The following is a 26001-nucleotide window of genomic DNA, read 5'->3' as shown; positions in this document are numbered from 1 at the left end:
GGTCGACGGTCCGGAACGCGTGTCGAGCGCGACGGGTAGGTTCGGCGGCAGCCCGACGGAAGGAACCCCTCATGCGCATCGGCTCCAGCATCGCCCTGATCGTGATCGGCGCGATCATCGCGTTCGCGGTCGATTACCAGATCGCAGGCATCGACCTGAAGCTCATCGGCTACATCCTCATCGCAGCCGGGATCATCCTGCTCATCATCAGCCTGGCGGTCGGGTTCGGTGCCCGTCGCACCACGACCACGACCCGGAGCGGGGTCGATCCGGCCTCCGGCGAGCAGATCACCCGGCAGGACCGCCGCGACGGCACCTACTGACACCAGGAGCGCGAACGACGAGGGCGGGACCGATCGGTCCCGCCCTCGTCGTGTGTCCGGGTGCTGTGCGGCTGCTGCCCGCGCGACCGGCTGTGCGAGCGGCTGGCTGCGCGTGCTCGGCTCAGAAGAGCGTCGCGGGTGGGACGGCCTCGGGCAGTGCTTCCGGCTCCGGGACGTCGACGCCCGGCCAGCCGGGCCCCGTCGGCACCTCGGTGCGGTTCTGGTACGCGGTCGCTGCAGCCCGGGCGCGGACGTCCGCAGCTTCGTTCATCTCGTGGCCCATGTGCCCGCGGACCCACTCGAAGGTGACCTTGCGGCCCTGGAGCTCGGCGTCGAGTTCCTTGATGATCTCGACGTTCAGCACGGGCTTGCCGTCGGCCTTCCGCCAGCCCTTCCGCTTCCACCCGGCGAGCCACTCGGTGCAGGCCTTGATGGCGTACTGGCTGTCGCAGAGGATGTGCAGGGGTTCGCCGGTGTCCTTGGTCGCACGGAGGAGCTGCAGGACCGCGGTCAGTTCGCCCTGGTTGTTCGTCCCGCGGGGCCATCCGCCGGCTGCCCACCGGTCGTCGTCCACGTACCAGGCCCAGCCGGCGGGGCCTGGGTTGCCGAGGGCTGAGCCGTCTGCGGCGGCGACGATCGTCACGGTGGGACCTCCTGGTGGTGGCGAGTGCCCGACGAGCGTAACGGACCTGTCGGGCGGGGCGTGCCTCCCGGCCGTCGGCGGGGGACGGTGCCGGGGTCGCGCCCCGCTGCGCTCGTCGCACCCTGTCGCGACGGGGCTCGTCGCATCCTGTCGCGACACGGTGCGTCGTCCGCGGCGGGGCGCAACCGGACCGAGGATCAGCGGCCGCTCACCTGACGGAGCGCGGCGACGAGGGCGTCCCCGTCGGCGACGTCGTAGAGCGCGAAGTTCTCGCGTGCGCCGGGTGCGCCGTCGAGCCCGGTGTTCGCGTACTGCTGTGCCGCCGCGCTCCCGCCGTAGAAGAGGGTGTCGAGGTCGCTGACGTCGTCCCACTGGACCGTGACGTGCCCCGGTGATCGGTCGACGTACCAGTCGGTGCGTCGGGCATCGGTCTCGCGGGTCCTGCGGCCGTTCGTGATGAGGACACGTTCCGTCGTCACGGCGTACACGTCGGTGCGTTCGCGGTGGCGCTTCACGGCGAAACGGCCGACGAGCATGTGCAGACCGACCAGGACGAACGCGGACAACAGCGCGATCACCACTGGGTGGGCGTGGGACCGTGCGGCACTCACGAGGCCGATCGTGACCATGGTCGTGAAGAAGGCACTGAAGGGGATCAGGTACCGGTCGGCGTCGACGAACATCCGGCGCGGGTCACTCTGGCCGGCCCAGAGGATCTGCTCGCCCGGACGGAGCAGCCGGTCCACGAGGTCGTGCGCGGCCCCGACGTGACCGACGGCGGGACCATCGGGCGCTGGGTCGTCAGCGCCGGGCATCGTCGGGTCGTCGGTGCACGGATGCGGCATCGAGGGCCTCGACCAGCGCCTTGCCGTCGAGCACGTCGTAGAACCCGAACAACCGTGGGCCAGCGATGCCGTCGAGGCCCGAGTTCGCGTACTGCGCGGCGACCGAGGTCGAACGCCCGAAGAGCGAGCCGGCACCGCCCCGGTCCTGCCACTCGACCGAGACGTGTCCCCGCGACCGGTTGATGGTGCGGTCCGTCCTGGAGATGTCGGTCTCGCGGGTGTTCGAGCCCGTCGTGACGAATGCGCGGCGATCGGTCACGGCGTAGACCTCGGTGCGCTTGCGGTGCCGCTTGACGAGGAACCGACCGGCGATGAGGTACAGACCGGCCGCGACGAACACGGCGCCGAAGAGCGGGAAGAACCACGGCGCTCCGCTGGTCAGGACGCCGACCTCCCAGAAGATCGCGAAGCCGCCCCACAGGAGGCTGAAGGGAACGAGGAAAGCATCACGCGCGCTGAACAGGCGGGCTGGGTCGCTCTGCCCCACCCACAGCAGGCGCTCGCCGGGACGGAGCTCGTCGGAAGCGAGGGCACGAGGATCGATCACCCTTCGACGGTACCGATGCGAGCGCGGCGCCGTTGTGCCCCGATCGAGCCGGTGCCCTGGGAGCCGATCGCCCTCCGCCGCCTACCGTTCTGGAAAACGGGAGGAAGCACCATGAGCAACGACATCGCAGGCCCCGAGCACTCGGACGACCGGGACCGCTCGGACGCCCTGACCTCGGCCGCACACAGTGACGACGTCGACGGTGTCAGTGGCAGCGAGCAGCGGGCCGCCGACACGTCGTACAGCCCCTCGAGCGAGCGGGAGATGGACGCGTCCCAGACGAAGCAGCGGGACGACGCGGACCTGCGCGAGGACGGTATCGACCCCTCGCGGATCGTCGCTGCCCCCGGCACCGGTGGCGCCGACGACGCCGGTGACGTCGAGCCGGAGCCGGGCGACCTGAACCTGCCGTGGCAGTCCGAGGAGGACCGCCAGGGCTGATCGCCGGGCGGGCTGTCAGGACGCGGGTCTGTCCGCCAGGACGCGGGCCCAGGGTCGGTCCGTCAGGACACCGAGTCCGGGTGGGAGCCCGTTCGCTGCCCGGACTCGAGTCCGGCGATCGCGGCGAGCTCGTCGTCCGTCAGCACGAACCCGTCGACGTCGAGGTTCGACCGGATGCGCGACGGCGTGACCGACTTCGGCAGGACGACGACGCCCTGCTGCACGTTCCACCGCACGAGCACCTGGGCGACGCTCACCCCGTGCGCGGCGGCGATGCCGGTGAGGACCGATTCGTCGATGAGGCGTCCGCGGCCGAGGGGCGACCACGCCCCGGTGACGATGCCGTGCTGCGCGTGGAAGGCGATGAGCTCGCGCTGTGGCAACCACGGGTGCCGCTCGACCTGGTTGAGCGCCGGGACCTCGCCCGTCTCGTCGATGATGCGTTCGAGGTGCGGCACCTGGAAGTTCGAGACCCCGATGCTGCGCGCCCGGCCGGACTCCCGGAGCTCGACGAGCGTGCGCCAGGTCTCGACGTAGCGGTCGTTGGCCGCGGCAGGCCAGTGGATGAGGTAGAGGTCGACGGCGTCGAGGCCCAGGCGGTCGAGACTGGCGTCGAACGCCCGCAGGGTCGCGTCGCGCCCCTGGTGGTCGTTCCACACCTTCGTCGTCACGAAGACGTCGTCGCGGTCGAGCCGGGAGGCCCGGATCGCCTGCCCGACGCCGCGTTCGTTCCCGTACATCTCGGCGGTGTCGACGTGGCGGTACCCGGCCTCGAGCGCCAGCCCGACGGCCGCCGATGCCTCGGCGTCGTCGACCTTGTAGACGCCGAAACCGATCGCGGGGATGCTCCGACCGTCGCGGAGGGGGAACGTGGTGACCATGCACCCATCCTGCCCGGCGTGACGGGGGTGAGCCGAGCCTCCAGGCGGACCGTGGAGAACCGGGGGTTCCGGATCAGGTGGGGAGGTGCACCGGCTCGGTGTCCGGGATGGGGCTGACGTCCCGCCCACGGAGGTCGGGCAGCCAGCTCTTCATCGCCAGGGGCAGCACGACGCCTGCGGCCGCCATGACGGCACCGACCATCAGCCCGCCGCTCGGCCCGTTGCTGTCGATGAGGAAGCCGGCCACGGCGGAACCGCCGGCGGCACCGATGAGCTGCCCGGTGCCCATCCAGCCGTAGGCCTCGGCTGTGTCGGAGAACTTCACGGTCGCCGAGACGGAGCCGAACATCACCGCGAGCGCGGGAGCGATCCCGGCGCCGGCGATGACCAGGGCGATGCAGAGCCACCAGAACGTCGGGTTGCCGACGGCCAGGACGAGGCCGACGAACACGATCAGCATCCGCAGCCAGAGCGTGTTCGGCGAGATCGGGCGGTGGCCGAGCGCCAGGCCGCCGACGAGGGACCCGACGGCGAACACGGCGAGGACGATGCCGGCGTTCGGGCTGCCCTCGCCGAAGACGCTGGTGACGCTGGCCTCGACCGCGGCGCACGCGCCGATGAGCAGCAGGCCGGTCAGGGTCGCGACGACGACGGCCGGGCGCTTCATCACGACGCCGAACGCACGCTTGGAGCGGGGGATCCGGACGCGTCCGAGTTCGGGGGAGGCGATGAACCACGCCCCGCCGACGAGCAGGAAGACCATGGCGACGACGATGGCCTCGACCGTGCCGATCTGCGTCGCGACGAACGTGGTGATGACCGGGCCGGCGACCCAGATGAGCTCCTGCGCGCTCGCGTCGAGGGAGAACAACGGGGTGAGCTGCTTCGACGTCACCATCTTCGGGTAGATGGTGCGCACCGCGGGCTGCACGGGCGGGACGGCCAGGCCGCCGACGAACCCGATGACCACGTAGGCCCAGAGCGGCATCACGAAGAACGCGATGACGCCCATGGTGACGAACGCGACGATGCTCGTGAGGACCAGGACGGGGCGCATGCCCCAGCTGCCCATCCACCGGCTGGTCAGCGGGCCGGCGAGGGCCTGGCCGATGCTCGTGGTCGCGAGGACGAGTCCGGCGGCACCGTACGAGTGGAAGATGTGCTCGACGTGCAGCAGGTACGCCAGCGACAGCATGCCGAACGGGAACCGTGCGGTGAGTTGTGCGGCGATGACCCGGCCGACCCCGGGCGTCTTCAGCAGGGACCCGTACGCGCTCACGTGTCGAGTGTACGGACCGGACGGACCGCGCCGCAGCGACTGTGGAGAGCGCTGACCCCTGTGTGGGGGAGGGGTGCCCGGAGGCTGTCCGCACAGCGTTCTCAGACACGCCGAGCGGCAGGTCCGTCCACCGGTTTCCACACCCGTGGAGAGGGGCCCCCGACAGGGTGTGGGAAGTGTCGGTGGCGGGTGCGAGAGTGGCGGAAAACCGGGCCTCCCGGGAATCCACAGACTGTGGAGGGCGTTGTGGAGAACTACAGGGGTGTAACACTTCCTCTAGTGGTCCATCCGTCCATCGGGCACTACATGTAGTAGCGTCGTCCACGACACAGCACCAGAACGTCGGGCCTGCAACCGGGCCCAGAACCAGGGGAGATCATGGCCGTCACCGTGTACACCAAGCCGTCCTGCGTCCAGTGCACTGCGACGTACCGCGCCCTCGACAACAAGGGCATCCAGTACGAGGTGCACGACGTCTCCACGGACGAAGCCGCGCTCGAGCACGTCAAGAGCCTCGGCTACATGCAGGCTCCCGTCGTCGTGACCGACGACGACCACTGGTCGGGCTTCCGCCCCGACAAGATCGCCACCCTCAGCGCCGAACTGGCCTGATCCGCGCGGGCCGGTCCGGCCCGCGCACCCCGGCGGTGGGCAGACAGCCTGGAGGCTCGTCCCGCCCCCGCCACACCCCTCCGGTCCGCAGTCCGCACCTGGCAAGGAGCGCACCATGAGCCGCCTCGTCTACTTCTCGAGTGTCTCGGGCAACACCGCCCGGTTCGTGGAAAAGCTCGGCCAGGACGCCGACCGGATCCCGCTCCTGCCGAGCGAACCGTTCCTCCACGCGGACGGCCCGTACGTCCTCGTCCTGCCCACCTACGGCGGCGGCAACGGACACGGAGCGGTCCCCAAGCAGGTCATCAAGTTCCTCAACGACGAACACAACCGGGCGCTGATCCGGGGCGTGATCGTCGGCGGCAACACGAACTTCGGCGAGGCCTACGGTCTCGCGGGCGATGTGATCGCACAGAAGTGCCACGTGCCCGTGCTCTATCGATTCGAACTCTTCGGGACCCCTGACGACGTGTCGGCGGTCAACTCAGGATTGGAAGCATTTTGGACGCAGCAGTTGCAGACGTCGATCTGACGTCGCCGCAGACGGGGATGGACTACCACTCCCTCAACGCGATGCTCAACCTCTACGACGCGAACGGGAACATCCAGTTCGACAAGGATCGTGAGGCGGCCAAGCAGTTCTTCCTGCAGCACGTCAACCAGAACACCGTCTTCTTCCACAACCTGAAGGAGCGGCTGGACTACCTGGTCGAGAACGAGTACTACGAGCAGGCGACGATCGACCAGTACTCGCTCGAGTTCATCCAGCAGCTCAACGACCTGGCGTACTCGAAGAAGTTCCGGTTCCAGACGTTCCTCGGTGCGTTCAAGTACTACACGAGCTACACGCTCAAGACGTTCGACGGCAAGCGCTACCTCGAGCGCTTCGAGGACCGCGTCGTCATGACCGCGCTCGGCCTGGCGCAGGGCAACGAGCAGCTCGCGATCGACCTCGTCGAGGAGATCATCGCCGGCCGCTTCCAGCCCGCGACCCCGACGTTCCTCAACACCGCCAAGGCCCAGCGCGGCGAACTCGTCTCCTGCTTCCTCCTCCGCATCGAGGACAACATGGAGTCGATCTCGCGCGGCATCAACTCCTCGCTGCAGCTCTCGAAGCGCGGTGGCGGCGTGGCCCTGCTCCTCTCCAACATCCGTGAGGCCGGCGCCCCGATCAAGCAGATCGAGAACCAGTCCTCGGGCATCATCCCCGTGATGAAGCTGCTGGAAGACTCCTTCTCGTACGCGAACCAGCTCGGCGCGCGTCAGGGTGCCGGTGCCGTCTACCTGTCGGCGCACCACCCCGACATCATGAAGTTCCTCGACACCAAGCGCGAGAACGCGGACGAGAAGATCCGCATCAAGACGCTGTCGCTCGGTGTCGTCGTGCCGGACATCACGTTCGAGCTCGCGAAGAACAACGAGGACATGTACCTGTTCTCGCCGTACGACGTCGAGAAGGTCTACGGCGTCCCGTTCGGCGACGTCCCGATCTCCGAGAACTACCGCGCGATGGTCGACGACTCGCGCATCAAGAAGACGAAGATCAAGGCGCGTGACTTCTTCACGACCATCGCCGAGATCCAGTTCGAGTCGGGCTACCCGTACATCGTGTTCGAGGACACGGTGAACAAGGCCAACCCGATCAAGGGTCGGATCAACATGTCCAACCTGTGCTCGGAGATCCTGCAGGTCAACACCCCGACCACCTTCAACGAGGACCTGTCCTACAAGGAGATCGGCAAGGACATCTCCTGCAACCTCGGCTCGCTGAACATCGCGCTGACGATGGACTCGCCGGACTTCGGCAAGACCATCGAGACCGCGATCCGCGGCCTGACCTCGGTGTCGCAGATGTCGCACATCACCTCGGTCCGCAGTGTCGAGGACGGCAACGACAAGTCGCACGCCATCGGTCTCGGCCAGATGAACCTGCACGGCTACCTCGCTCGTGAGCGCGTCTACTACGGCTCCGAAGAGGGCATCGACTTCACGAACATCTACTTCTACACGGTGCTGTTCCACGCCCTGCGTGCCTCGAACAAGATCGCGATCGAGACCGGGGAGACCTTCGACGGCTTCCGCGACTCGAAGTACGCGTCGGGTGAGTTCTTCGACAAGTACACCGACCAGGTCTGGACGCCGGCCACCCCCCGCGTCGCGTCGCTGTTCGACAACGCGAACATCACCATCCCGACGCAGGACGACTGGAAGGCGCTGAAGGCGTCCATCCAGCAGTACGGCATCTACAACCAGAACCTGCAGGCCGTCCCGCCGACCGGTTCGATCTCGTACATCAACCACTCGACGTCGTCGATCCACCCGATCGCGTCGAAGATCGAGATCCGCAAGGAAGGCAAGCTCGGCCGCGTCTACTACCCGGCGCCGTTCATGACGAACGACAACCTGGACTACTACCAGGACGCGTACGAGATCGGCCCCGAGAAGATCATCGACACCTACGCCGCTGCCACGCAGCACGTCGACCAGGGTCTGTCGCTCACGCTGTTCTTCAAGGACACCGCCACCACGCGCGACATCAACAAGGCCCAGATCTACGCATGGCGCAAGGGCATCAAGACGATCTACTACATCCGTCTGCGCCAGCTCGCCCTCGAGGGCACCGAGGTCGAGGGCTGCGTCAGCTGCATGCTCTGATCGCTGCCGCGATCCACCCTTCGGACTGGAGGCGCGGGGCGACCCCGCCACGCACCTCCAGTCCGACACCTGTTCCGCTCACCACCATCCGGAAGAAAGCCATGACCCTCACCGACCCGGTCCACGCCACGGGCAAGTCCATCCCGCTGATCAGCGCGGTCAGTGCCATCAACTGGAACCGCATCCAGGACGACAAGGACGTCGAGGTCTGGAACCGTCTGGTCAACAACTTCTGGCTGCCCGAGAAGGTGCCGCTGTCGAACGACGTGCAGTCGTGGAACACCCTCACGCCCGAGGAGCAGCAGCTCACCATGCGGGTCTTCACCGGCCTGACGCTGCTCGACACCATCCAGGGCACCGTCGGCGCGATCAGCCTGATCCCCGACGCGATCACCCCGCACGAAGAGGCCGTCTACACGAACATCGCGTTCATGGAGTCGGTGCACGCGAAGAGCTACTCGTCGATCTTCTCGACGCTCGCCTCGACGCCCGAGATCGACGACGCCTTCCGCTGGTCCACGGAGAACCCGAACCTGCAGAAGAAGGCCCAGATCGTCCTCGACTACTACACCGGTGACGACCCCCTGAAGCGCAAGGTCGCCTCGACGCTGCTCGAGTCGTTCCTGTTCTACTCCGGCTTCTACCTGCCGATGTACTGGTCCTCGCGCGCGAAGCTCACCAACACCGCCGACCTGATCCGCCTGATCATCCGCGACGAGGCCGTCCACGGGTACTACATCGGGTACAAGTTCCAGAAGGGACTCGAGGGCGCTTCCGAGGAGCGCAAGCAGGAGATCAAGGACTACACGTTCAACCTGCTGTTCGAGCTCTACGAGAACGAGGTGCAGTACACGCAGGACCTCTACGACGGTGTCGGGCTGACCGAGGACGTCAAGAAGTTCCTGCACTACAACGCCAACAAGGCGCTGATGAACCTGGGCTACGAGCCGATGTTCCCCAAGGAGACGACGGACGTGAACCCGGCGATCCTGTCGGCGCTGTCGCCGAACGCGGACGAGAACCACGACTTCTTCTCGGGGTCGGGCTCGTCGTACGTCATCGGCAAGGCCGTCGTGACGGAGGACGAGGACTGGGACTTCTGAGTCTGGTCTGACTCTCACTCGTTTGAACGCTCCGTGAGACGCACTCCGCTAGTTGCGTTTCTCGCCGAGGCACCTGGGCATCGCACTGACGTTGTTGCGTTCGCTACCTCGGAACATGTCAGTTCTCGCCGCGCTGGCGGCCCCGGGCTGCCGCGCTTGCTCGGGTCACTCGCCGGCGCTGCTCACGCCGACGGCGTCGTGCCCGCGCCCTCGGTGTCGTCTGCGCCTGCTGGACCAGTACCAGCCTGGTCGAGGTTCTCGTGCGGATCACCCATGTCGCCGGTCGCTCTGCCGGTGGGGGACAGCCCAAAGTGCTTGCGGACGGCGTTCGCCTCGGTGGCGGACAAGGTGTTTCCGGCTCCGGGGGAGGGTGCACCCTTGATCGCGCTCTTCGCGTACCCGACGTGCAGGTCCGTGCCGTCGAACGTGGCGTCCTCGACCGGGACGAGCGCGGTGTGACCCCCGAAGAGTCCTGTAGCGACGCTGACGAACGCAGCGTTGCCGTCCTCGGAGGGGAACACCTGCGCGACCTTGCCGACCGATACGCCGTCGCGGTCTCGGACGGTCGCGTTTTCGACCTCGTGGATCTTGCTCTTGGTGATCATGGGCGTAGTCAACGCCCCACGCCTGACCCGCTTGTGTCAGTGATCGTGAGACGGGCCCGAGTGCTTCACGAGATGATCGTAGAGATGTTGCTGAAGCGCAGCGGTCTGGAAGAAGCTCTGGCATGAAGCCCGATCGGCGGAAGGCCGTGATCGTCCTCCGGGCGACAGGAGCGGCGCTGTTCGCCGTCGTCGTTCTCACCGGCTGCAGCGCAGAGCTCGGGAAGAGCCCAGAGCAGACGGAACAGTCCATCGTCAAGGTCGTCAAGGTCGTCGAAGGGTCCACCGACGTCGTTGGTGACGACTGGGAGGTCCGAGACAGTCCGGGGCTCGGGAAGTGCGGCCTCGGCCCTGGGGTAGGGGCGTCCAGTACGTCTACGCGATGGTCCGGTCTGCGAGCGAAGACCCGAACCCCGATGTCGTTGCGGTGGAGCGCCACTGGAAGGAGCTCGGGGTCACGACCGAGCGGTACCAGACCGGCGGTGAGTATCCCATCCTCGGAGTCCGGGGCAGGGGCGGTCCGGTGAGTTCTTCCGACTTCCGAGCGGATCCTCGGGGTACACGATCGACGGCAGCTCGCAGTGCATTACGGGCGACTTCGACAAGGTGAGCCGCGACAGCCCGGGATGAGGAGCTCCGCGTCGAGACCAGCAACGACGCTGCGTGAAGCGGCCGTCGCGCACCTGCTGGCTGATGCGGCCGCGCGATGCCACGTCGTGGCCGTTCGCAGCAGCCCTTTCGCAGGTCTGAGAAAGTTCAAGCTGGTTGCTCCGGGTGGGTTGCGCTGCCGACACATCTGTCAAAGGGGCGGGTCGGCCCGAGGTTTTCCTCGCGCGCCTGCGCGGCGCAAAGCCGTCGCCACCTGGACCGTCGTGACGGTCACGTTCCCGGTGACGGCGTTGCTTTGCGTGCCTGGATGATGCTGATCGGATCGTCGTGACGCCCCGCGGGCGTCGGCCTGCTGGGTGTTCGCTGTTCAAGGATGCGTCTCATCGTGCCCGTTCGGTTGAGCCGCTGACGCTTTGGCGACGGCAGCGGCTGCTCGCTCGATCGAGACTCCGGGATGGTCTTCGCGGTACCTCCGGACGTCTGCGGGATCGATCTCTGTGCCGACAGGAAGCTCGATCGCCTCGCCGGAGCTCCAGCGTGTCGTCGCCGTCCAGAGTGTGGCTGCTCCGATCCAGCCGGTCAGGAGCGGGCTCAGGTACAAGCACCCGTACGCCGTGGCTGCAGCGCCGACGACGACGGCGGGGATGCGGATCCACCTCTTCATGGGAAGTAGCTTGCACCGGCCACCCTTGACATGCAATATCCATCCGGTGAAAGATCAGTTGGCGCAACAAGCGTCTTGATTGAGGAGGACCCATGTTGACGATGAAGACGGCCGCGCTCCTCGCTGGCGGGGCGCTGATCATGACGAGTGGGGTGATCACGCCAGCGGGTACGGCGTCAGCCGAGCAGACCGCGGCCGCGGGTGTGACCGTGGCGCTCCCGGCCAGGTACAAGTACTCCGATGATCAGGTGCTGACCGCCGTGTTGTTCGGGGCCGGTCCTGTTGCCTCGGCGCTGGGCGTTCACATTGGCGACGAGACGCCGCTGCCGGAGAACTTTGACGAGCTTGCCGCGGAGGTGGTTCGTGAATTCCGATCGGACCGCGCTGAGGTGACCGACACCGCGCTTGCTGCGTTCCGGTCCGGAGATCCGATCCGCGTCCACGAGGCCGTCAGGACCCTCCAGCGCACGTTCCAGGAGACGTACGTCGGGGGAACGCCGCGCGTCGAGAACGGTGCGCTGTGCGCGACGGTGAATCTCGTGCTGGCCGGTAACCTCGCCGTCGCGATCAACGTTGGTGTCGCGGTGACGGTCGCCTTCGTGACGTGGGTGGTCACTCGTCAGGTTGAAAACGATGCTGATGCGCAGTTGATCTCGGCGCGTCTTGCGGATCTCGGTCGCGAATGAAGCACGGGAAGAGCGCGGCTGCGGTGTTCGGGCTGTTGGTGACCGCGGTCGCGCTCTCCTCGCTTCCGTCTGCACGGTACTTCCCGGCCGGGCTGACACGAGCTGTGAAGGCAGTCGCAGTGTCATCCCCGCAGGGCTGGGCGTTCTTCACGAAGGACCCTACGGAGGCAGCTGATCTGGCCTACCTCGAACGTGGCGGGAGGTGGGTGCCGGTTGTCGACGCGCTCCCTACCGCCGATGCGATGGGTTTGTCGAGGCGAGCCCGCGCGATTGATGCTGAAGTAGCTGCCCTTTCGCAAGCAGCCGGGGACGCCTCGTCGTCGTGCGCCGCGAATGCTGATGTGCAGCGGTGCGCGGTTGCGGCGCCACGAGTGCAACATCAGTTCGAGCTCGCTGCCCCGCCGGTTTGTGAGCCAGTCCTCATCCGGAAGAGGGAGCCGATCCCCTTCGCGTACGGGACGCGCGTGAGCGCGATGCCATCCAAGGTGGTGATCGTCGATGCGCAATGCCCTGCATGACCTGACCGCTGGTCTTCGACGCGCGAACCCGATCGGCGTTTCGCGGTCGGTGCTGGCTCTCGGGAGTCTTTCGACCCTGTTGCTGAGCGATGAGCGGTCGTTGTTCCTCACGTTCCTGCCGAACGCGGCTGCATCAGGTTGCGTCGGTGCCGGACGGTTCGGGCTGTTCTGCGTCTCCGAGGTGATTACCAACGGCCTGACTCTGGCGACGATCGCGGCAGTGCTCGTGCTTGTCGGGGTCATCAGCGGCTTCGCCCCCAGAATCCTTGCCGTCCCGCACTTCTACGTGGCGTGGAGCGTGTCGCAGAACGTCGTGCTCGTCGAGGGTGGGGATCAGGTCAATGCGGCCATGACGATGCTTCTGATCCCGTGGCTACTGAGTGCGCCGAGGGGGAGTGCGTACTCCCCGCAGACGCCCTACTTCGACTTGCTTCGCGAGAACGCATTCGCGTACGGGGCCGCTGAGTTGATCAGGTTGCAGCTGTCGATCGTCTACGCGATCGCTGCCGTCGCGAAGTTCGCTGTGCCGCAATGGTCCGACGGGACAGCGTTCTGGTACTGGCTGCAGATGCCCACGTTCGGGCTCCCACCAGACATGTTCGCTGCGTTCGCTCCGGTTCTCGAACATCCGCTCATCATGGTGACGGCCACGTACGCGGTCCTCGTGTTCGAGCTCAGCCTCGTCGGAGTGATCTGGATGCGCGGGCGGTGGTCACGGCTCCTACTCGGCGCCGGCATCGCCTTCCACGCCGGCATCGCCATCGTTCTGGGGCTCTGGTCCTTCGGCATCACCATGGCCGGAGCGCTCCTCATCTGCCGCGCCTTGCAGAACGCTGCGGTGTTCAGCATCAACGTTCAACGGCCAGGCGCGCGCTCGGTCGTTCTGGGAAAGGGGTAGAAGGTGATCTTCGTCGAAATGGTTGCGGCGGTGGTGACCGTGGTCTTCGTCGCGTTGCCCGCAGGGGGCGTCATCGGCCGGAACTCATTCGTCGGTGTTCGTACGCGAGCGACGATGCAAGATGCGGCAGCCTGGCGCCGAGGGCACCAGGCTGCCGTGCTCCCGACCAGCGTTGCTGCCGGTGGCGTGATCGTTCTCGGGATGACCGCAGCGGTGACGGGGCGGCCGAACGACGTGTCTGCGGTGATCCTCTGCGCTGCTGTGCTGCTTGCCGGGGGCTTGTGGAGCGTCGCCGCTGCGCAACGAGCAGTCCGGAAAGCACCTGATGCTTCGCGTTGATGGCCCTGTCATTCCCGAGCCAGTGGCAGCGGAGGTCCGCTGGAAGCCGATCCTGATCTTCACGGTCCTGGCCTGGGGCTTTGGATGGCTCACCAGCCTGCCGCTGTGGATCGATCCGGTGGGCTTGGCGTCGGCGCACGCGCTGTGGGTCCTGCCGATCACGATGTTCACACCCTGCGCTGCAGCAGCGATCGTTGTGCTGCTGCAGCTACGCGTTCCGGTGCGGCGGGCTGTCCGGCAGCTCGGAATCGTCCCGCTCCGACCGGTCGGAAAGCTCCTGCGCTTCTCACTGGGCGGCATCGTCGTGCTTCCACTCGTCGTCATCGCCGGCATCGCAGTCGCCGCGCTCCTGCATCTCGTCCGCCTCGACCTCGTGACGTTCAGCGGGTTTGCCGCGATACTTCCCGAGGAAGCGAGGGACCTTCTGCCGATCGGCGTACTCGTCCTCGTGCAGGTCATGTCGATCCCGATCGCCGCGATACTGAACGGGGTGCTCGCATTCGGTGAGGAAATCGGGTGGCGTGGTTTTCTGCTCCCTGCCCTACGGCCTGTCGGCGACTGGCCCGCTGTGCTGATCACCGGCATCGTGTGGGGCGTCTGGCACAGCCCGATCATCTTGCTGGGCTACAACTTCGATCGTCCAGACCTGTCCGGGGTCGTCCTGATGATCGTCGGAGCCACCGCCGTTGGAACGTCCCTTGGCTGGCTCCGGATCTGGAGCAATTCCGTCTGGCCTGCCGTTTTCGGGCACGGCGCGTTCAACGCAGCCGGCGGTCTGGTGCTGCTGTTCTCATCTGCGAAACATCCGCCGGACCTCGCCCTGGCGGGCCCGCTCGGCGTTGGAACTTGGATCGCCGCTGCAGTTTTCGGGACGATCGTCATCGCTTGCTCGCGTCGATTCAGTAACCGCTGGGACGGCGATCGGGTTCGCGGGTGCGGTGAGGGGTGACGCCAATACCAACGCGACCTGTCGGTCGGACAGGAGCCGCGCCTCCAGGCGGGATCGAGAGCCAAGCAGCCGGCCGATTTAGCTACAGGGCGGCTCCCCTCCTTCCGGAGGGGAGCCGCCCTGTAGCTCGTGGCGGCTAACGTCCCGACGGGACTGCGGTGCCGACGAGCTCAGCCCGCACGATGGCGGCTCCCGCGGACAGCGCACCGAGCTTCGAGAGCGCAGCACCTCGCGCAAGCGGTGCCATCCCGCAGTTGGAGCTCGGGATGAGCTTGTCGGCGTCGATGAAGGAGAGGGCGCGTCGGAGTGTCTCGGCGACCTCCTCCGGGGTCTCGACGGTCTCGGTGGCGACGTCGATCGCGCCGAGCATGACCTTCTTGCCGCGGATCAGCTCGACGAGTTCGAGCGGGACGTGGGAGTGGATGCACTCGAGGGAGACGATGTCGATCGAGGACTGCTGCAGGAGCGGGAAGGACTGCTCGTACTGCCGCCACTCGGCGCCGAGGGTCTCCTTCCACTTGTTGTTCGCCTCGATGCCGTAGCCGTAGCAGATGTGCACGGCGGTCTCGGCGTGCAGGCCCTCGGCGGCGCGCTCGAGCGCGGCGACGCCCCAGTCCTGCACCTCGTCGTGGAAGACGGTGAAGGCGGGCTCGTCGAACTGGATGACGTCCACGCCGGCGTCCTGCAGCTCCCGAGCCTCCTGGTTGAGGATCGTGGCGAACTCCCACGCCAGCTTCTCGCGGCTCTTGTAGTGCTGGTCGGAGAGCGTGTCGATCATGGTCATCGGGCCGGGGAGCGCCCACTTGATCGGCCGGTCGGTCTGGGCTCGGAGGAACTTCGCGTCCTCGACGAACACCGGGGCGGGGCGGCTCACGGCACCGACGACCGTGGGCACGGCGGCGTCGTACCGGTCGCGGATCCGGACGGTCTCCTTGCGCTCCTGGTCGATGCCGTCGAGGTGCTCGATGAAGGTCGTCACGAAGTGCTGGCGGGTCTGCTCGCCGTCGCTGACGATGTCGATGCGGTTGCGCTCCTGCTCGTGGACGGCGGAGCGGAGGGCGTCCTGCTTGCCCTCGGTCAACGCCTCACCCTCGAGCAGCCAGGGGGACCAGAGCCGTTCGGGCTCGGCGAGCCAGGACGGCTTCGGCAGGCTGCCGACGATCGAGGTGGGGAGGAGGTCGCTCATGCGCGTGGAGGTCCAGTCGGTCAGTGGGAGAGGGTGGAGAGGGCGGAACGGCCGGCAGCCCAGCTCTCGAGGAGCGCGCGGTGCGGCTGCACGAGATGCTCCTCGGTGTAGCGGCCCTGCGTGACGCCGAGGCGGCTGCGCTCCTCGCGGTCGTAGGCGATGCCGGTCGAGGTCCAGTCCGTCTGGTCGAGGCTCGGCCGGAACGTGCTCGGAGCGACGGTGTCCGCGTTGTAGATCTCCGGACGGTAGATCTTCTGGAACGTCTCCATGGTGGCGATCGTGCCGGTGAGCTGGAGGTCCGTGTAGTCGCCCGTGAGGTCGCCGGGCGTGTAGAAGGCGAGCGGTGCCTTCGCGCCCGGAGGCATGAAGTAGCGGACCTGCATGCCCATCTTCCCGAAGTAGTCATCCGTGAGCGAGGAGTGCTCGTGCGCGTACTCGGCGCCGAGGACCGGGTGGACGTACTCCGTCTGTCGGTAGGTCTGGCTCGTGGAGACGCTGATGCAGACGACGGGCTCCGCGGTGAAGTGATCCGTGAACGCGGAAGACGCGAGGAAGCGCTGGAAGAGATCTCCGTGGAGCTGCCCGAAGTCGTCCGGGATGCCCGCGCTCGTGTCGAGGGACGGCAGCAGCACCGCGAAGTCGTAGTCGCGGAGGTACGACGAGAAGTTGTTGCCGAGGATGCCCTGGTGCCGCTCGCCCGTGAGCTGGTCGAGGATCGTGACGTCGAGCACCTCGATCAGGGGGAACGACTCGGCGACCCCCGCGTCCTCGAAGTGCACGGTGACCGAGACGATGTCGAGCTCGACGCGGTAGCGGTCGGTCTCCGGAGAACCGGCGAGGTCGTTGCACCGCGTGTCGATCAGGGCGAGCGCGTTGCGGAGGTTCTGCTGACGGTGCTCCCCGCGGGCGAGGTTGGCGAAGTTGGTGGTCAGCCGCGAGCTGTCCGACGGCGTGTAGTCCTCGTCGAACCGGGTCCTCGTGATGCTGAAGGTGGGCTCGTTCGCCATGTTCTGCCATCCGTACGCTGTGTGGCCCGGGGGCACTGGGGAAGGGATCCCTCGATCATGACGGGAGGCGCCAGTCATCAGGTAATACCGAGACGCTATGGGGCGATATAGCCTGCGCCTATGGCACGGGTCCCGAACGACATCACCCTCCAGCAGCTCCGCTACTTCATCGAGGTTGCGTCGGAGGGGTCGATCAGCGCCGCCGCCGACCTGCTCTACATCTCGCAACCGACGCTCTCCGCGGCGATGAAGGACCTCGAGACGCGGATCGGCCGCCCGTTGTTCACCCGCTCGGCGCGCGGGGTCGTCCTCACCGCCGACGGGGTCGAGTTCCTCGGGTACGCCCGGCAGGTCGTCGAGCAGGTCTCCCTCCTCGAGCAGCGGTACGTCGGGGGTCAGCCGTCGCGCCGTCTGCTCGGGGTGTCCGCCCAGCACTACTCGTTCGCCGTGGAGGCCTTCGTCCGGATGGTCGAGGGAGCCGACGCCGAGGGGTACGAGTTCTCGCTGCGCGAGACCCGCACCTGGGACATCATCGAGGACGTCCGGACGCTGCGGAGTGAGCTCGGAATCCTCTACCGCAACGACTTCAACCGGCAGGTGCTCGGGAAGCTCATGCGGGACGCCGGAGTCGTGTTCACGCCGCTGTTCGTCGCGAAGCCGCACATCTTCGTGGCCCGGCGGAACCCGCTCGCATCACGGGAGCGTGCGACCCTCGACGACCTCGCTGACCTCCCTCGGCTCACGTTCGACCAGGGCGCGAACAACTCCTTCTACCTGGCGGAGGAGATCTTGTCGACGATGTCGAGCAAGCGGGAGATCCGCGTCTCGGACCGGGCGACGATCTTCAACCTCATGATCGGCCTCGGCGGGTACACGATCTCGACGGGACTCATCAGCGACGACCTCGACCCCGAGATCGTGGCCATCCCGCTCGACGTCGACGAGCGCATCGAGATCGGGTGGATCGCGCACGCCTCGGTACCGCTCACCGTCCAGGCGCAGACGTACCTGGACGAGCTGCGCGCGGTTGTCGTCAGCTACGGGGTGGAGCCGCTCCGGTGAGTCGGAGACCTCGCGCGCGCCGGCCGCGTGTGCGGTGACCAGCCTGGAGGCGCGATCCGCCTTCGTCAGGCGGGTCGCGCCTCCGTGTCGATCTCAGAGCAGCGTCTGGCCGTGCTCCTGGGGGCGGTGCCTGCGGCCCACATCACGTCGCGGTCCTTCCCGATCACACCGCGATCAGTTCTCGGGTCCCAGATCGTCCGGCAGCCCACGCCTGTAGGCAGTGGGGCACTCGAACTCGGTGGGTCGGATCAGCGGCGGTGGCGAACGCGGATCACCGTGCCCGTGTGCACGCGGTGCGCTCCAGATCGTCGTCGGTGTCGCGGTGAACGGTGCGATCCTCCTCGCGGCCGGCTCGATCGCGGTGTTCCTCCAGCGCAGACCCGTCTGGTTGCGGTGGCAGAAGTGGGTCACGGGGACGCTCCTCGGTACGATCGGTGTCAAACTCGCCATCGACGCTCCGAGCCCGGCAGCGGCGACCTAGCTGTACCGAGGTGAGGGGCGCACTATGCGGCCGGCACCGGCAGGATCCGCCGCCGGCCGAGGTCGTCGAGGAGCTCCACGAGCCGGTCGGCCGAGTCGTGGCACTCCGCGAAGCCGGCCTGGCGGATCTTGATCAGCGAGGAGACGTTGTCCCACGTCGAGTTCAGGATCATGTCCGCGAATCGCCAGTCGACGAGGTCGGCGTACGGGGTGGCGACGAGTCCGTGCCGCTCCACCATCCGCTGCCACAGGTCCTCGCCGGAGGGCATGACCTGGGCGAGTTCCATCGACTGGGGTTCGGCGAGGTCGAGGTCGTAGTGGTCAGCCAGGCGCTCGAACAGGTGGCTCCAGCGCACCACGTCACCGTTCGTGACGTTGAAGGCCTCCCCGGCCGCAGCGGGGGTCGTGCCCGCCCAATCGGTCGCGCGAGCGAGGAGTTCGGCGTCCGTCATCTGGTAGAAGATGCCGTCGTACGTGGTGCGGGCGCCGGGGAACCGCAGCGGCAGGCCGAGTTCCTTCGTCATGCTCACGTACGTCCCGATCGCCATGAGCAGGTTCATGGGCGTGCCTTGCGCGTACCCGATCACCGCCTCGGGGCGGAGCACGGTCAGCGCGAAGCCCCGGGACGCTGCGCGCTCGCGGAGCAGGTCCTCCTGGTCGTAGTAGAAGTTCGGGACCATGAGCCGCGGGTCGTCCTCCTTCGCCGGCGTCTTGAAGCGGCCGAGGTGCGCGCCGTAGTACTTCATCCCCTGGTACAGGGTGACGTGGCGGAGGGGAGCGTCGAGCCGGTCGAGGGCGTCGAGCGTGTTCTCGAGGAGCGCGACGTTCGGCGCGATCTGCTCGGCGAGCTCGGCCTTCTCCACGTAGGCGGCGAACGCGAGCCGCGTCGTGTCGGCAGCCGGGCGGAGTCCGTCGACCGCTGCTTCGGCGTCCGACAGGTCGACGGGCAGGTGGTCCCAGTCGGACACGGAGCCCTGCGGAGCACGGCGACTGGCACCGCGGGTGCGGACACCGTTGCGGGCGAAGTGCTCCACGACGCTCCGGCCGACGACACCACCTGCTCCGACGACGAGGACCGCGTCACTGCCGTCGGCGGGCGTCTCGGGTGCGGTGGAACCGTCGTCCATGGTGCTGCTCCTGTCGGGTCGCGATCGCGGCGCAGCCGCTGCCACGCCGGTGCCGATCCTGCCCCGCCGACCCCGACCGGAGCCCAGGAACGACAAGACGGGAGGCTCGCTCCGGCACCGACTCCTCGCGAGCTGCCACATGACGTTGACAGTTAGAACCCGAACACTTAGGGTTCTGATCATGCAGGCACCGCACTTCGACACGCCCCTCCAGCTCATGCGCTGGATCGGGTGGGCCCAGCGCAAGGCCGCCGACGAATGGGTGCGGGAGCGGGAGCTCACGCACGAGCAGAGCTTCGTGCTCGGCTACCTGCAGCAGAACCCGGGAGCCATCCAGCGCGACATCGCCGAGATGACCCGGACCAGTGCGGCCAGCGTGTCGAGCCTCCTGCAGGGGCTCGAGAAACGGGGCCTCATCGAACGACGCGCTGACGCCGGCAACGCCCGGACGAAGCTCGTGTACGCCACACCCGCCGGCATCGACCTGATCGCCGGGTTCGAGGACGCGATGCTCGCCCTCGACGACCGCCTGCTCGCCCCGCTCGGTCCGGACGAGCGCGCCACGCTCCGCGACCTCCTCCTCAGGGTGACCGCCGAGCTGCCGGAACCCACCCGGTAACCGCACCCGAGCCTCCCGGCCGACCGCCGGAGGCGCGAGCCTGCCCGCGCGACGGCACCCGCCGTCGCGCGCTCCGCCATGCCGTGACGGCACCCGCCGTCGCGCGCTCCGCCATGCCGTGACGGCACCCGCCGTCGCGCGCTCCGCCATGCCGTGACGGCACCCGCCGTCGCGCGCTCCGCCATGCCGTGACGGCACCCGCCGTCGCGCGCTCCGCCATGCCGTGACGGCTCCCGCCGTCGCGCGCTCCGTCCTGCCCGGAAGGGGACAGTCATGAGCAGCACCACACAACCCACGGACACCGCAGCGGGGAAGAACCGCTGGTACCTCTCCGCCGCCCCGATCGCCCGAGCCCTCGTGCACCTCTGCGTGCCGATGGCCGCCGCGATGGTCGTCAGCGCCCTCTACAACGTCATCAACGCGGGCTTCATCGGCTCGCAGCACGACACGGCGCTCCTGGCCGCGATCACCCTCGGCACACCGCTGCTCGGCCTGGTCATGGCCGTCGGCGGGGTGTTCGGCGTCGGCGGCAGCTCGCTGATGTCACGCCTGCTGGGTGCCTCGGAACACGACCAGGGGAAGGCCGACGAGATCAAGCACGTCGCCTCCTTCGCGGTGTGGGGGTCGGTCGTCACCGGCATCGTGCTCGGCGGCCTCGGTCTGCTGTTCCTCCGGCCGCTCGTCGGCCTGCTCGGGGCGGACGCCGCAGCCGTGCCGGCGACGAGCGCCTACGTCAGCGTCATGCTCGCGTTCGTGCCCGTGCTCGCCGCCGCGTTCTGCCTGGAGCAGATGGTCCGCGCGGAGGGGGCCGCACGCCAGGCGATGACCGGCCTGGTCCTGTCGACCGTCGGGAACCTCGTCTTCGACGTGCTGTTCATCCTCGTGCTGCCGTGGGGCGTCGCCGGAGCCGCGCTCGCGGTCGGTCTGGCGAACCTGGTCAGCATCGTCTACTGGGCGCGGTGGCTCGGGAAGCACAGCGAGAACGTCAGCCTGTCGCTCCGCTGGTTCACGCTCCGCCCAGCGGTCCTGAAGCCCGTGTTCGGCATCGGCGTCAGCGAGTTACTGCAGGCCGGGTTCCTCATCGTCACGACCCTCGTGCTCAACAACCTGGCGGCGCAGTACGGCGACGACCCCCTCGCTGCGATGGGCGTGGCGGTCCGGATCGCCCAGGTGCCGGAGTTCCTCGTCATGGGCGTCACGATCGGCGTGCTGCCGCTGCTGGCCTACGCGTTCGGCAAGGGGGACCGGGAGCGCCTGCGCTCGGCGTTGCGGGCCTCCGCGCTGACGGTCGGTGCGATCGTGCTGGTGTTCTCGGGCACGGTCTTCGTGTTCCGCGAGCAGGTCTTCACGGTCTTCTCGTCCGACCACTCGGTGCTGGCCATCGGCCTGACGATCCTGGTGGCGCAGCTCGTCGCGACCGTCGTCAACGGGTTCACCGGGCTGTTCACGTCGCTGTTCCAGGCTGCGGGGCTCGCCACCCCGGCGATCGCGCTGTCGATGGCGCAGGGGATCCTGTTCATCCCGATCGTCCTGCTCGGCGACCTCTGGTTCGGGCTCGCGGGGATCATCTGGGCGCTGACGCTCACCGAGGTCCTGGTCTTCCTGGCCGGGGTCGGCATCTGGCTGGCGTCGCGCGGCCGGATCGACCGCGGGCTGGCGGCGGGCAGCGAGGAGCGTGCGGAAGCGGCGGTGGAGCAGGCAACCGTGTGACGGGTGCTCTGCCGGGAGGCGCGGCGCGGCCGGAGGCGCGGGTGCGGCCGGGAGGCGCGGGTGCGGCCGCCAGGGCCGCCGCTGGCGCGGGGCGCGAACGGGACGCAGACGTCACGAGGAGAAGACGAACGTCCCGAACCCGATCCACGCGAGACCGATGCCGACCAGGGTCGCGAGGCTCGAGACGCTGGTCGCGACGACGGCCGTCACCGGCTGCCTCCACCTCCGCAGCGACCGCACCGAGATCCACAGTGCGACGACGGAGACGGGCAGCGAGCTGATCAACACGAGGGCCTGCAGGGTCGCGCTGGCGCCGGCTGCTGCTGTCGACAGCTGTCCGCCGGCGTGGTCGAACGGGGACGGCGGGGTGTCCCGCTGCGGGCCGAGCGCGCCGGTGGTGACGAGCACGGCACACCATGCGACGACCAGGAGGATCGCGATCAGCGCGCCGACGTCGAGTTGCGTCCGATGCGTGTCCGTACCTGTTGTCATCGGTCGACCACCATCGCGTGCGCGTCGGCGAGGGCCTCGGTGTCGTCGTCGACGGAACGGTCCCGGGACGGCCCGATCCGACGCCACGTCGCGATCGCTGCAGCGGCTCCGGCAGCGATCGCGATGCCGAGGGAGAGCGATGGGTCGGCGCCCGACATCCACCACGCCATGGCGAGCGACGACGTCACCGCGCCGAGCACACCGGCCAGTGCCGCGTGTGCTGCCGTGTGGACCGCGCGGGAGCGCACCCGCTGCAGTGCCCGGCCGAGCAGGTGCGTGAACGGCGCGGACAGGACGGCGCCGAGGAGAGCCAGCGCGTCGGTGACGACGACGAACAGGAGGCTCCACCACCCATGAGAGAGCGTCGGGAGCGGTGCCACTGGTGACGGCGACGATCGCGGGGACGGCCGCCGTGCCGACAGGGACGGTCACTGCGGCCATCCAGAGGAAGCTCCGGCCGATGAGTCCGACGGTGTCGCCGATGTCCCAGGTGTCCATGCACCTCACTCTGCGGTGCAGCGCTCGCGGATCGGCCGCGGTCCGTCGAAACGAGACCGAACAGCAACCTCGGCAGCACCAGCGTGACGGCACTGACACGCCGGAGCTCGGAACTGCTCGTCAGGATCGCGCCGCCCCGGACACTTCTGATGTGAGAGGGGACATGAGTGGATGAGGACACCGAAGCCGACGCAGCACTGACTCGTCGGCTCGCGAGCGGGGACCGGACGGCGCTGGCCGACGCGTTCGACCGGTTCGCGCCGACCCTGACCCGGTACGCGTGGGCACAGGCCGGCAGTCGGCAGGACGTCGAGGAACTCGTGCAGGACACGTTCCTGACGCTCTGGCAGAAGGCTGCCGGGCTCGACCTGGCCACGAGTGCACTGCTGCCGTGGTTGCTCGTGGTGTGCCGCAACCACGCCCGGAACCAGGCCCGGCGCTCGGCGAAGAACCGCGGTGACGAACTCCCCGAGGAACTCGCGGCACGTCCGGGTGCCGATGAGGCCCGGGAACGCCTGCGCTGGGTGCGGGACGAGATCGCGGCACTGGCACCCACGGACCGCCGCATCTGCGAGCTGTGCCTGCTCGAGGGCCACTCCTACGCCGAGGCCGCGCAGATCCTCGGCCTCAGCGTCGGGGCGGTCACCCAGCGGGTCTCCCGCTCGCGCGCACGACTGAAGAAGGCGGTGATGCACGATGAACACTGAGCCCCCCACCGGAGACGACCTGCAGCGGATGCTCGTCTCGATGAAGCAGACCGTCCTCGACCGCGCCGAGGACCGTCGCCCCGCACCTCGCCGTCGCGGCCGACGTGCCGGCATCGCGATCGGCGTGATCGCGATGCTCGGCCTCGGCGCCACGAGCGGCGCTGTCGCCCTCGGGATGATCCCGCAGCCCTTCACGGCCTCGGCCCCCGCGCCGTCGCCCAGCCCCACCAGACCGGCGATGCCCAGCCCGCCGGCAGCGGCACCCGTTCAGGAGGTCCCGGATCCCGTCCCGACACCGACACCCACGCCGACACCGACGGCGAGGGCGGGCACGCTGCCGACGGACTGCCGTGCCCTCGTGCCGGCATCGGAGTACGACCGCCTGTTCGGCACAACACCCCTGACGGACCCCGCAGGCAGCGAGGCGGGCAGCGACGGGGACGGACCGGCCGTCGACCTCTCGTGCATCTGGCGAGATCCGCGAGCGGACGTCACCGGGCTCGGCGTCAACCTCGGGTCGGGCCCTGCCCAGGAGACCGTGGACTACGAGAGCCTCCTCGTGCGGAGCGGGTACGCCTGCTCGGACAGCGGTGCTGGTCGGTTGTGCCGGATGACGATGGCGGACCAGAACTACCCCGTCGACACCACGTTCACCTATTACTCCGAGGGGTCGACCTGGGTACTCATCCGGCAGACGAACTTCCCCACCAACGGCCTGCTCCCGGCGATCCAGCAGCAGATCTGGGGGTAGCGGTCCGGCGACGTCGACCCGACACGAGACCGACGACGGGCGGGAAGCGGCAATTGGGGGGCGCTTCCCGCCCGTCGTCACACCGGCGGGGCTGAGCGCTCGTTCACGGACGGCTGTGACAGCGCCGGGGTGTGGACAGGAAACGTCCTCGCCGCGGACCCCGCACCGTGACGCGCCTACCGTGAGGGCGTCATGACAGCCGAACACCGCAGACCCGCCGAGCCCGATGCGGCTCCGTCCGTCGCCCACCACACGGCTCACCACGCTGCGCCCGCCGATCCGTCGAAGCCCGCGCAGACCGACGACCGCAGCTCCGGCGACCAGCCGGACCCGAACCGCTGGAAGGCGCTCGTCATCTGCCTGCTCGGCGGGGGCATCGTCCTGCTCGACGTCTCGATCGTCAACGTCGCGCTGCAGTCCATCTCGACGGGGCTGCCCGGCACCACGCCCGAGGCGGTCCAGTGGATCCTGTCCGGGTACGCGCTGTCCTTCGGCCTGCTGCTCGTGCCCGGTGGACGACTCGGTGACGCCACCGGCCGACGTCGGATGTTCGTCATCGGGGTCGGCCTGTTCACCCTGGCGAGCGCCCTCTGCGGCTTCGCACCGAACGGCATCGTCCTGGTCGTCGCCCGTCTGTTGCAGGGCCTGGCCGGCGGCCTGCTCACGCCGCAGGTCACCGCGCTCATCCAGCAGCTGTTCCGCGGCAAGGAGCGCGGCACCGCGTTCGGCCTCTTCGGCGCCACCGTCGGCATCGCGACCGCGATCGGCCCCCTGATCGGCGGTCTGCTCATCACGGCGTTCGGCACCGAGAACGGCTGGCGGTTCGTCTTCTTCGTGAACCTGCCCGTCGGACTCGTCACGATCCTCCTGGCCTTCCGGTACCTGCCCGCACCGAAACGGGACGAGCGGGGGAAGAAGCACGACTTCGACCCCGTCGGCATCGTGCTCCTCGGCGCCGCCGTGGTCGCCCTGCTGCTGCCGTTCGTGCAGTCGCAGGAGTGGAAGGGGAACGCGAAGTGGTGGCTCATCGTCGTCGCCGTCGTGTTCGGCGTGCTGTTCGTCCTGTGGGAGCGGCACTACGGGCGGACGAAGGAGCCCGTGGTCGACCTGCGGCTGTTCCGCCGCCGGTCGTTCTCGCTCGGCGTCGGTCTGGCGACGGTGTACTTCGCCGGCTTCACCCCGCTGTTCTTCGTCCTGACGCTCGCGCTGCAGTCCGGCCTGCACTACTCCGCGCTGATGGCCGGACTGGCGTCGATCCCGTTCGCCATCGGTTCGGGCATCGCCTCGACCGTCGGCGGCCGCGTCGTGCACCGCTTCGGTCGGCAGCTCATCGTCATCGGGACGATCCTCGTCCTCATCGGGCTCGGTGCGGTCGTCTGGGTGGTCGCGAACCACTTCGAGTCGGACCTGGGGTGGTGGCTCGTCCTGCCGCTGCTCGTCGCCGGCATCGGGTCCGGGCTCACCATCTCGCCGAACCAGACCCTCACGCTCTCCGAGGTGCCGGTCGAGCAGGGCGGATCGGCGGGCGGGCTGATCCAGGTCGGCGCCCGCGTCGGCTCGGCGATCGGGATCGCAGCGGTGGGCAGCGTGTTCTACTCCACGCTCGCCGATTCGCGCGGCGACTACGCGCAGGGCCTGCCGCTCGGCCTCGCGGTGTCACTCGGGTTCGTCGCGGTGGCGCTGGTCGCCGGGATCGTCGACGTGGTCGTCGGGAAGCGACACGGCACCGAGGTGTCGGTCTGACGCCGCGCACACTGCACGCGGATCC

General features: G+C 68.3%; 30 protein-coding genes. 18 read left to right on the top strand and 12 right to left on the bottom strand.

All coding sequences use genetic code 11. From position 1 onward, the window contains the following. Positions 1-71: 71 nt before the first annotated feature. Positions 72-323, top strand: a complete 252-nt coding sequence (locus DEJ18_RS13415; protein ID WP_111082299.1) for a DUF6458 family protein — start codon at positions 72-74, stop codon at positions 321-323. Between the two features lie 121 nt (positions 324-444). On the opposite strand, the gene DEJ18_RS13410 is transcribed toward DEJ18_RS13415, so the two are convergent. The 3 genes from DEJ18_RS13410 to DEJ18_RS13400 all read right to left on the bottom strand — a co-directional run bounded on the left by DEJ18_RS13410 (position 445) and on the right by DEJ18_RS13400 (position 2358). Further along, positions 445-966 carry a ribonuclease H family protein gene (locus DEJ18_RS13410; RefSeq protein WP_111210452.1) on the bottom strand — a complete coding sequence of 174 codons (522 nt, stop codon included), beginning with the start codon at positions 964-966 and terminating at the stop codon, positions 445-447. A 197-nt stretch (positions 967-1163) separates the two neighbouring features. After that, positions 1164-1781 (bottom strand): hypothetical protein, encoded by a 618-nt coding sequence (locus DEJ18_RS13405; RefSeq protein ID WP_111210453.1) that lies wholly within the window; start codon positions 1779-1781, stop codon positions 1164-1166. Then, entirely contained in the window at positions 1768-2358 is a 591-nt protein-coding gene (locus tag DEJ18_RS13400) for a hypothetical protein (RefSeq protein WP_111210454.1), read from the bottom strand. Before DEJ18_RS13400 ends, DEJ18_RS13405 begins: the two co-directional genes overlap by 14 nt. A 111-nt stretch (positions 2359-2469) precedes the next feature. Between DEJ18_RS13400 and DEJ18_RS13395 the strand changes: the two genes are divergently transcribed. After that, a complete protein-coding gene (locus tag DEJ18_RS13395; protein WP_111210455.1) occupies positions 2470-2799 on the top strand; it encodes a hypothetical protein in 330 nt (109 codons plus the stop codon). Positions 2800-2861: 62 nt separating this feature from the next. Here the strand turns inward: DEJ18_RS13395 and DEJ18_RS13390 are convergent, their stop codons facing one another. Continuing rightward, on the bottom strand, positions 2862-3680 hold the full coding sequence (locus DEJ18_RS13390) for an aldo/keto reductase (protein WP_111210456.1): 819 nt from the start codon (positions 3678-3680) through the stop codon (positions 2862-2864). Between the two features lie 73 nt (positions 3681-3753). Beyond that, positions 3754-4959 (bottom strand): MFS transporter, encoded by a 1206-nt coding sequence (locus DEJ18_RS13385; RefSeq protein WP_111082305.1) that lies wholly within the window; start codon positions 4957-4959, stop codon positions 3754-3756. Positions 4960-5337: 378 nt separating this feature from the next. Here DEJ18_RS13385 and nrdH point away from each other — a divergent pair, with 378 nt between their 5' ends. From nrdH to nrdF, 4 genes are all read left to right on the top strand, one after another. Next, positions 5338-5571: a glutaredoxin-like protein NrdH gene (gene nrdH, locus DEJ18_RS13380; RefSeq protein ID WP_058769310.1), complete on the top strand. Its 234-nt coding sequence runs from the start codon at positions 5338-5340 to the stop codon at positions 5569-5571. 115 nt (positions 5572-5686) lie between these two features. Beyond that, a complete protein-coding gene (gene nrdI, locus DEJ18_RS13375; protein ID WP_111082306.1) occupies positions 5687-6103 on the top strand; it encodes a class Ib ribonucleoside-diphosphate reductase assembly flavoprotein NrdI in 417 nt (138 codons plus the stop codon). Positions 6104-6120: 17 nt separating this feature from the next. Next, on the top strand, positions 6121-8226 hold the full coding sequence (gene nrdE / locus DEJ18_RS13370; RefSeq protein ID WP_111210457.1) for a class 1b ribonucleoside-diphosphate reductase subunit alpha: 2106 nt from the start codon (positions 6121-6123) through the stop codon (positions 8224-8226). Positions 8227-8327: 101 nt separating this feature from the next. Further along, on the top strand, positions 8328-9329 hold the full coding sequence (gene nrdF, locus DEJ18_RS13365) for a class 1b ribonucleoside-diphosphate reductase subunit beta (RefSeq protein WP_058725585.1): 1002 nt from the start codon (positions 8328-8330) through the stop codon (positions 9327-9329). 182 nt (positions 9330-9511) lie between these two features. On the opposite strand, the gene DEJ18_RS13360 is transcribed toward nrdF, so the two are convergent. Together DEJ18_RS13360 and DEJ18_RS13355 are read right to left on the bottom strand one after the other, a co-directional pair. Then, positions 9512-9934, bottom strand: coding sequence for a PRC-barrel domain-containing protein (locus DEJ18_RS13360; RefSeq protein WP_111210458.1), 423 nt, complete (start codon positions 9932-9934; stop codon positions 9512-9514). A 973-nt stretch (positions 9935-10907) separates the two neighbouring features. Continuing rightward, a complete protein-coding gene (locus DEJ18_RS13355; protein ID WP_146241546.1) occupies positions 10908-11204 on the bottom strand; it encodes a hypothetical protein in 297 nt (98 codons plus the stop codon). A 92-nt stretch (positions 11205-11296) separates the two neighbouring features. Between DEJ18_RS13355 and DEJ18_RS13350 the strand changes: the two genes are divergently transcribed. The 5 genes from DEJ18_RS13350 to DEJ18_RS13335 are packed head-to-tail and all read left to right on the top strand — an operon-like array spanning position 11297 to position 14594. After that, entirely contained in the window at positions 11297-11890 is a 594-nt protein-coding gene (locus DEJ18_RS13350; RefSeq protein ID WP_111210459.1) for a sporulation delaying protein family toxin, read from the top strand. Further along, positions 11887-12408 (top strand): hypothetical protein, encoded by a 522-nt coding sequence (locus tag DEJ18_RS16025; RefSeq protein ID WP_181434184.1) that lies wholly within the window; start codon positions 11887-11889, stop codon positions 12406-12408. Before DEJ18_RS13350 ends, DEJ18_RS16025 begins: the two co-directional genes overlap by 4 nt. Further along, positions 12389-13306 carry an HTTM domain-containing protein gene (locus tag DEJ18_RS13345; RefSeq protein WP_146241547.1) on the top strand — a complete coding sequence of 306 codons (918 nt, stop codon included), beginning with the start codon at positions 12389-12391 and terminating at the stop codon, positions 13304-13306. The genes DEJ18_RS16025 and DEJ18_RS13345 overlap by 20 nt, the downstream gene beginning before the upstream one ends. A 3-nt stretch (positions 13307-13309) precedes the next feature. Then, on the top strand, positions 13310-13645 hold the full coding sequence (locus DEJ18_RS13340; protein WP_146241548.1) for an SdpI family protein: 336 nt from the start codon (positions 13310-13312) through the stop codon (positions 13643-13645). After that, the gene (locus tag DEJ18_RS13335) at positions 13632-14594 is read left to right on the top strand and encodes a CPBP family intramembrane glutamic endopeptidase (RefSeq protein ID WP_146241549.1); all 963 of its coding nucleotides are present in this window, start codon (positions 13632-13634) and stop codon (positions 14592-14594) included. The genes DEJ18_RS13340 and DEJ18_RS13335 overlap by 14 nt, the downstream gene beginning before the upstream one ends. 136 nt (positions 14595-14730) lie before the next feature. Here DEJ18_RS13335 and DEJ18_RS13330 read toward each other — a convergent pair whose 3' ends face one another. Beyond that, complete coding sequence (locus DEJ18_RS13330) at positions 14731-15780, bottom strand: methionine synthase (protein ID WP_111210463.1); 1050 nt, start codon at positions 15778-15780, stop codon at positions 14731-14733. 20 nt (positions 15781-15800) lie between these two features. Next, a complete protein-coding gene (locus DEJ18_RS13325) occupies positions 15801-16787 on the bottom strand; it encodes a putative oxygenase MesX (protein ID WP_111210464.1) in 987 nt (328 codons plus the stop codon). Between the two features lie 120 nt (positions 16788-16907). Here DEJ18_RS13325 and DEJ18_RS13320 point away from each other — a divergent pair, with 120 nt between their 5' ends. Together DEJ18_RS13320 and DEJ18_RS13315 are read left to right on the top strand one after the other, a co-directional pair. Then, positions 16908-17849, top strand: a complete 942-nt coding sequence (locus tag DEJ18_RS13320; protein WP_111210465.1) for a LysR family transcriptional regulator — start codon at positions 16908-16910, stop codon at positions 17847-17849. Positions 17850-18069: 220 nt separating this feature from the next. Continuing rightward, positions 18070-18330 (top strand): hypothetical protein, encoded by a 261-nt coding sequence (locus DEJ18_RS13315; RefSeq protein WP_111210466.1) that lies wholly within the window; start codon positions 18070-18072, stop codon positions 18328-18330. Between the two features lie 22 nt (positions 18331-18352). On the opposite strand, the gene DEJ18_RS13310 is transcribed toward DEJ18_RS13315, so the two are convergent. After that, a complete protein-coding gene (locus tag DEJ18_RS13310) occupies positions 18353-19456 on the bottom strand; it encodes an SDR family oxidoreductase (RefSeq protein ID WP_111210467.1) in 1104 nt (367 codons plus the stop codon). Positions 19457-19637: 181 nt separating this feature from the next. Between DEJ18_RS13310 and DEJ18_RS13305 the strand changes: the two genes are divergently transcribed. Together DEJ18_RS13305 and DEJ18_RS13300 are read left to right on the top strand one after the other, a co-directional pair. Beyond that, a complete protein-coding gene (locus DEJ18_RS13305) occupies positions 19638-20075 on the top strand; it encodes a MarR family winged helix-turn-helix transcriptional regulator (RefSeq protein WP_220034319.1) in 438 nt (145 codons plus the stop codon). A gap of 273 nt (positions 20076-20348) precedes the next feature. Beyond that, positions 20349-21785, top strand: a complete 1437-nt coding sequence (locus DEJ18_RS13300) for an MATE family efflux transporter (RefSeq protein ID WP_111210468.1) — start codon at positions 20349-20351, stop codon at positions 21783-21785. Between the two features lie 111 nt (positions 21786-21896). On the opposite strand, the gene DEJ18_RS13295 is transcribed toward DEJ18_RS13300, so the two are convergent. Further along, entirely contained in the window at positions 21897-22277 is a 381-nt protein-coding gene (locus tag DEJ18_RS13295) for a hypothetical protein (protein ID WP_111210469.1), read from the bottom strand. Continuing rightward, positions 22274-22657 (bottom strand): hypothetical protein, encoded by a 384-nt coding sequence (locus DEJ18_RS13290; protein ID WP_111210470.1) that lies wholly within the window; start codon positions 22655-22657, stop codon positions 22274-22276. The genes DEJ18_RS13295 and DEJ18_RS13290 overlap by 4 nt, the downstream gene beginning before the upstream one ends. Positions 22658-22942: 285 nt before the next feature. Here DEJ18_RS13290 and DEJ18_RS13285 point away from each other — a divergent pair, with 285 nt between their 5' ends. From DEJ18_RS13285 to DEJ18_RS13275, 3 genes are all read left to right on the top strand, one after another. Then, positions 22943-23482, top strand: coding sequence for an RNA polymerase sigma factor (locus DEJ18_RS13285; protein WP_111210471.1), 540 nt, complete (start codon positions 22943-22945; stop codon positions 23480-23482). Continuing rightward, complete coding sequence (locus tag DEJ18_RS13280; protein ID WP_146241550.1) at positions 23472-24233, top strand: hypothetical protein; 762 nt, start codon at positions 23472-23474, stop codon at positions 24231-24233. The genes DEJ18_RS13285 and DEJ18_RS13280 overlap by 11 nt, the downstream gene beginning before the upstream one ends. A gap of 192 nt (positions 24234-24425) precedes the next feature. After that, positions 24426-25976, top strand: a complete 1551-nt coding sequence (locus DEJ18_RS13275) for an MFS transporter (protein ID WP_111210473.1) — start codon at positions 24426-24428, stop codon at positions 25974-25976. The last annotated feature ends 25 nt before the right edge of the window (positions 25977-26001 follow it).

It is taken from the genome of Curtobacterium sp. MCSS17_015, from assembly GCF_003234265.2.
GTDB lineage: Bacteria > Actinomycetota > Actinomycetes > Actinomycetales > Microbacteriaceae > Curtobacterium.
Note: the sequence above shows the minus strand (reverse complement) of the source record. Positions and strands in the feature narration are given on the sequence as shown.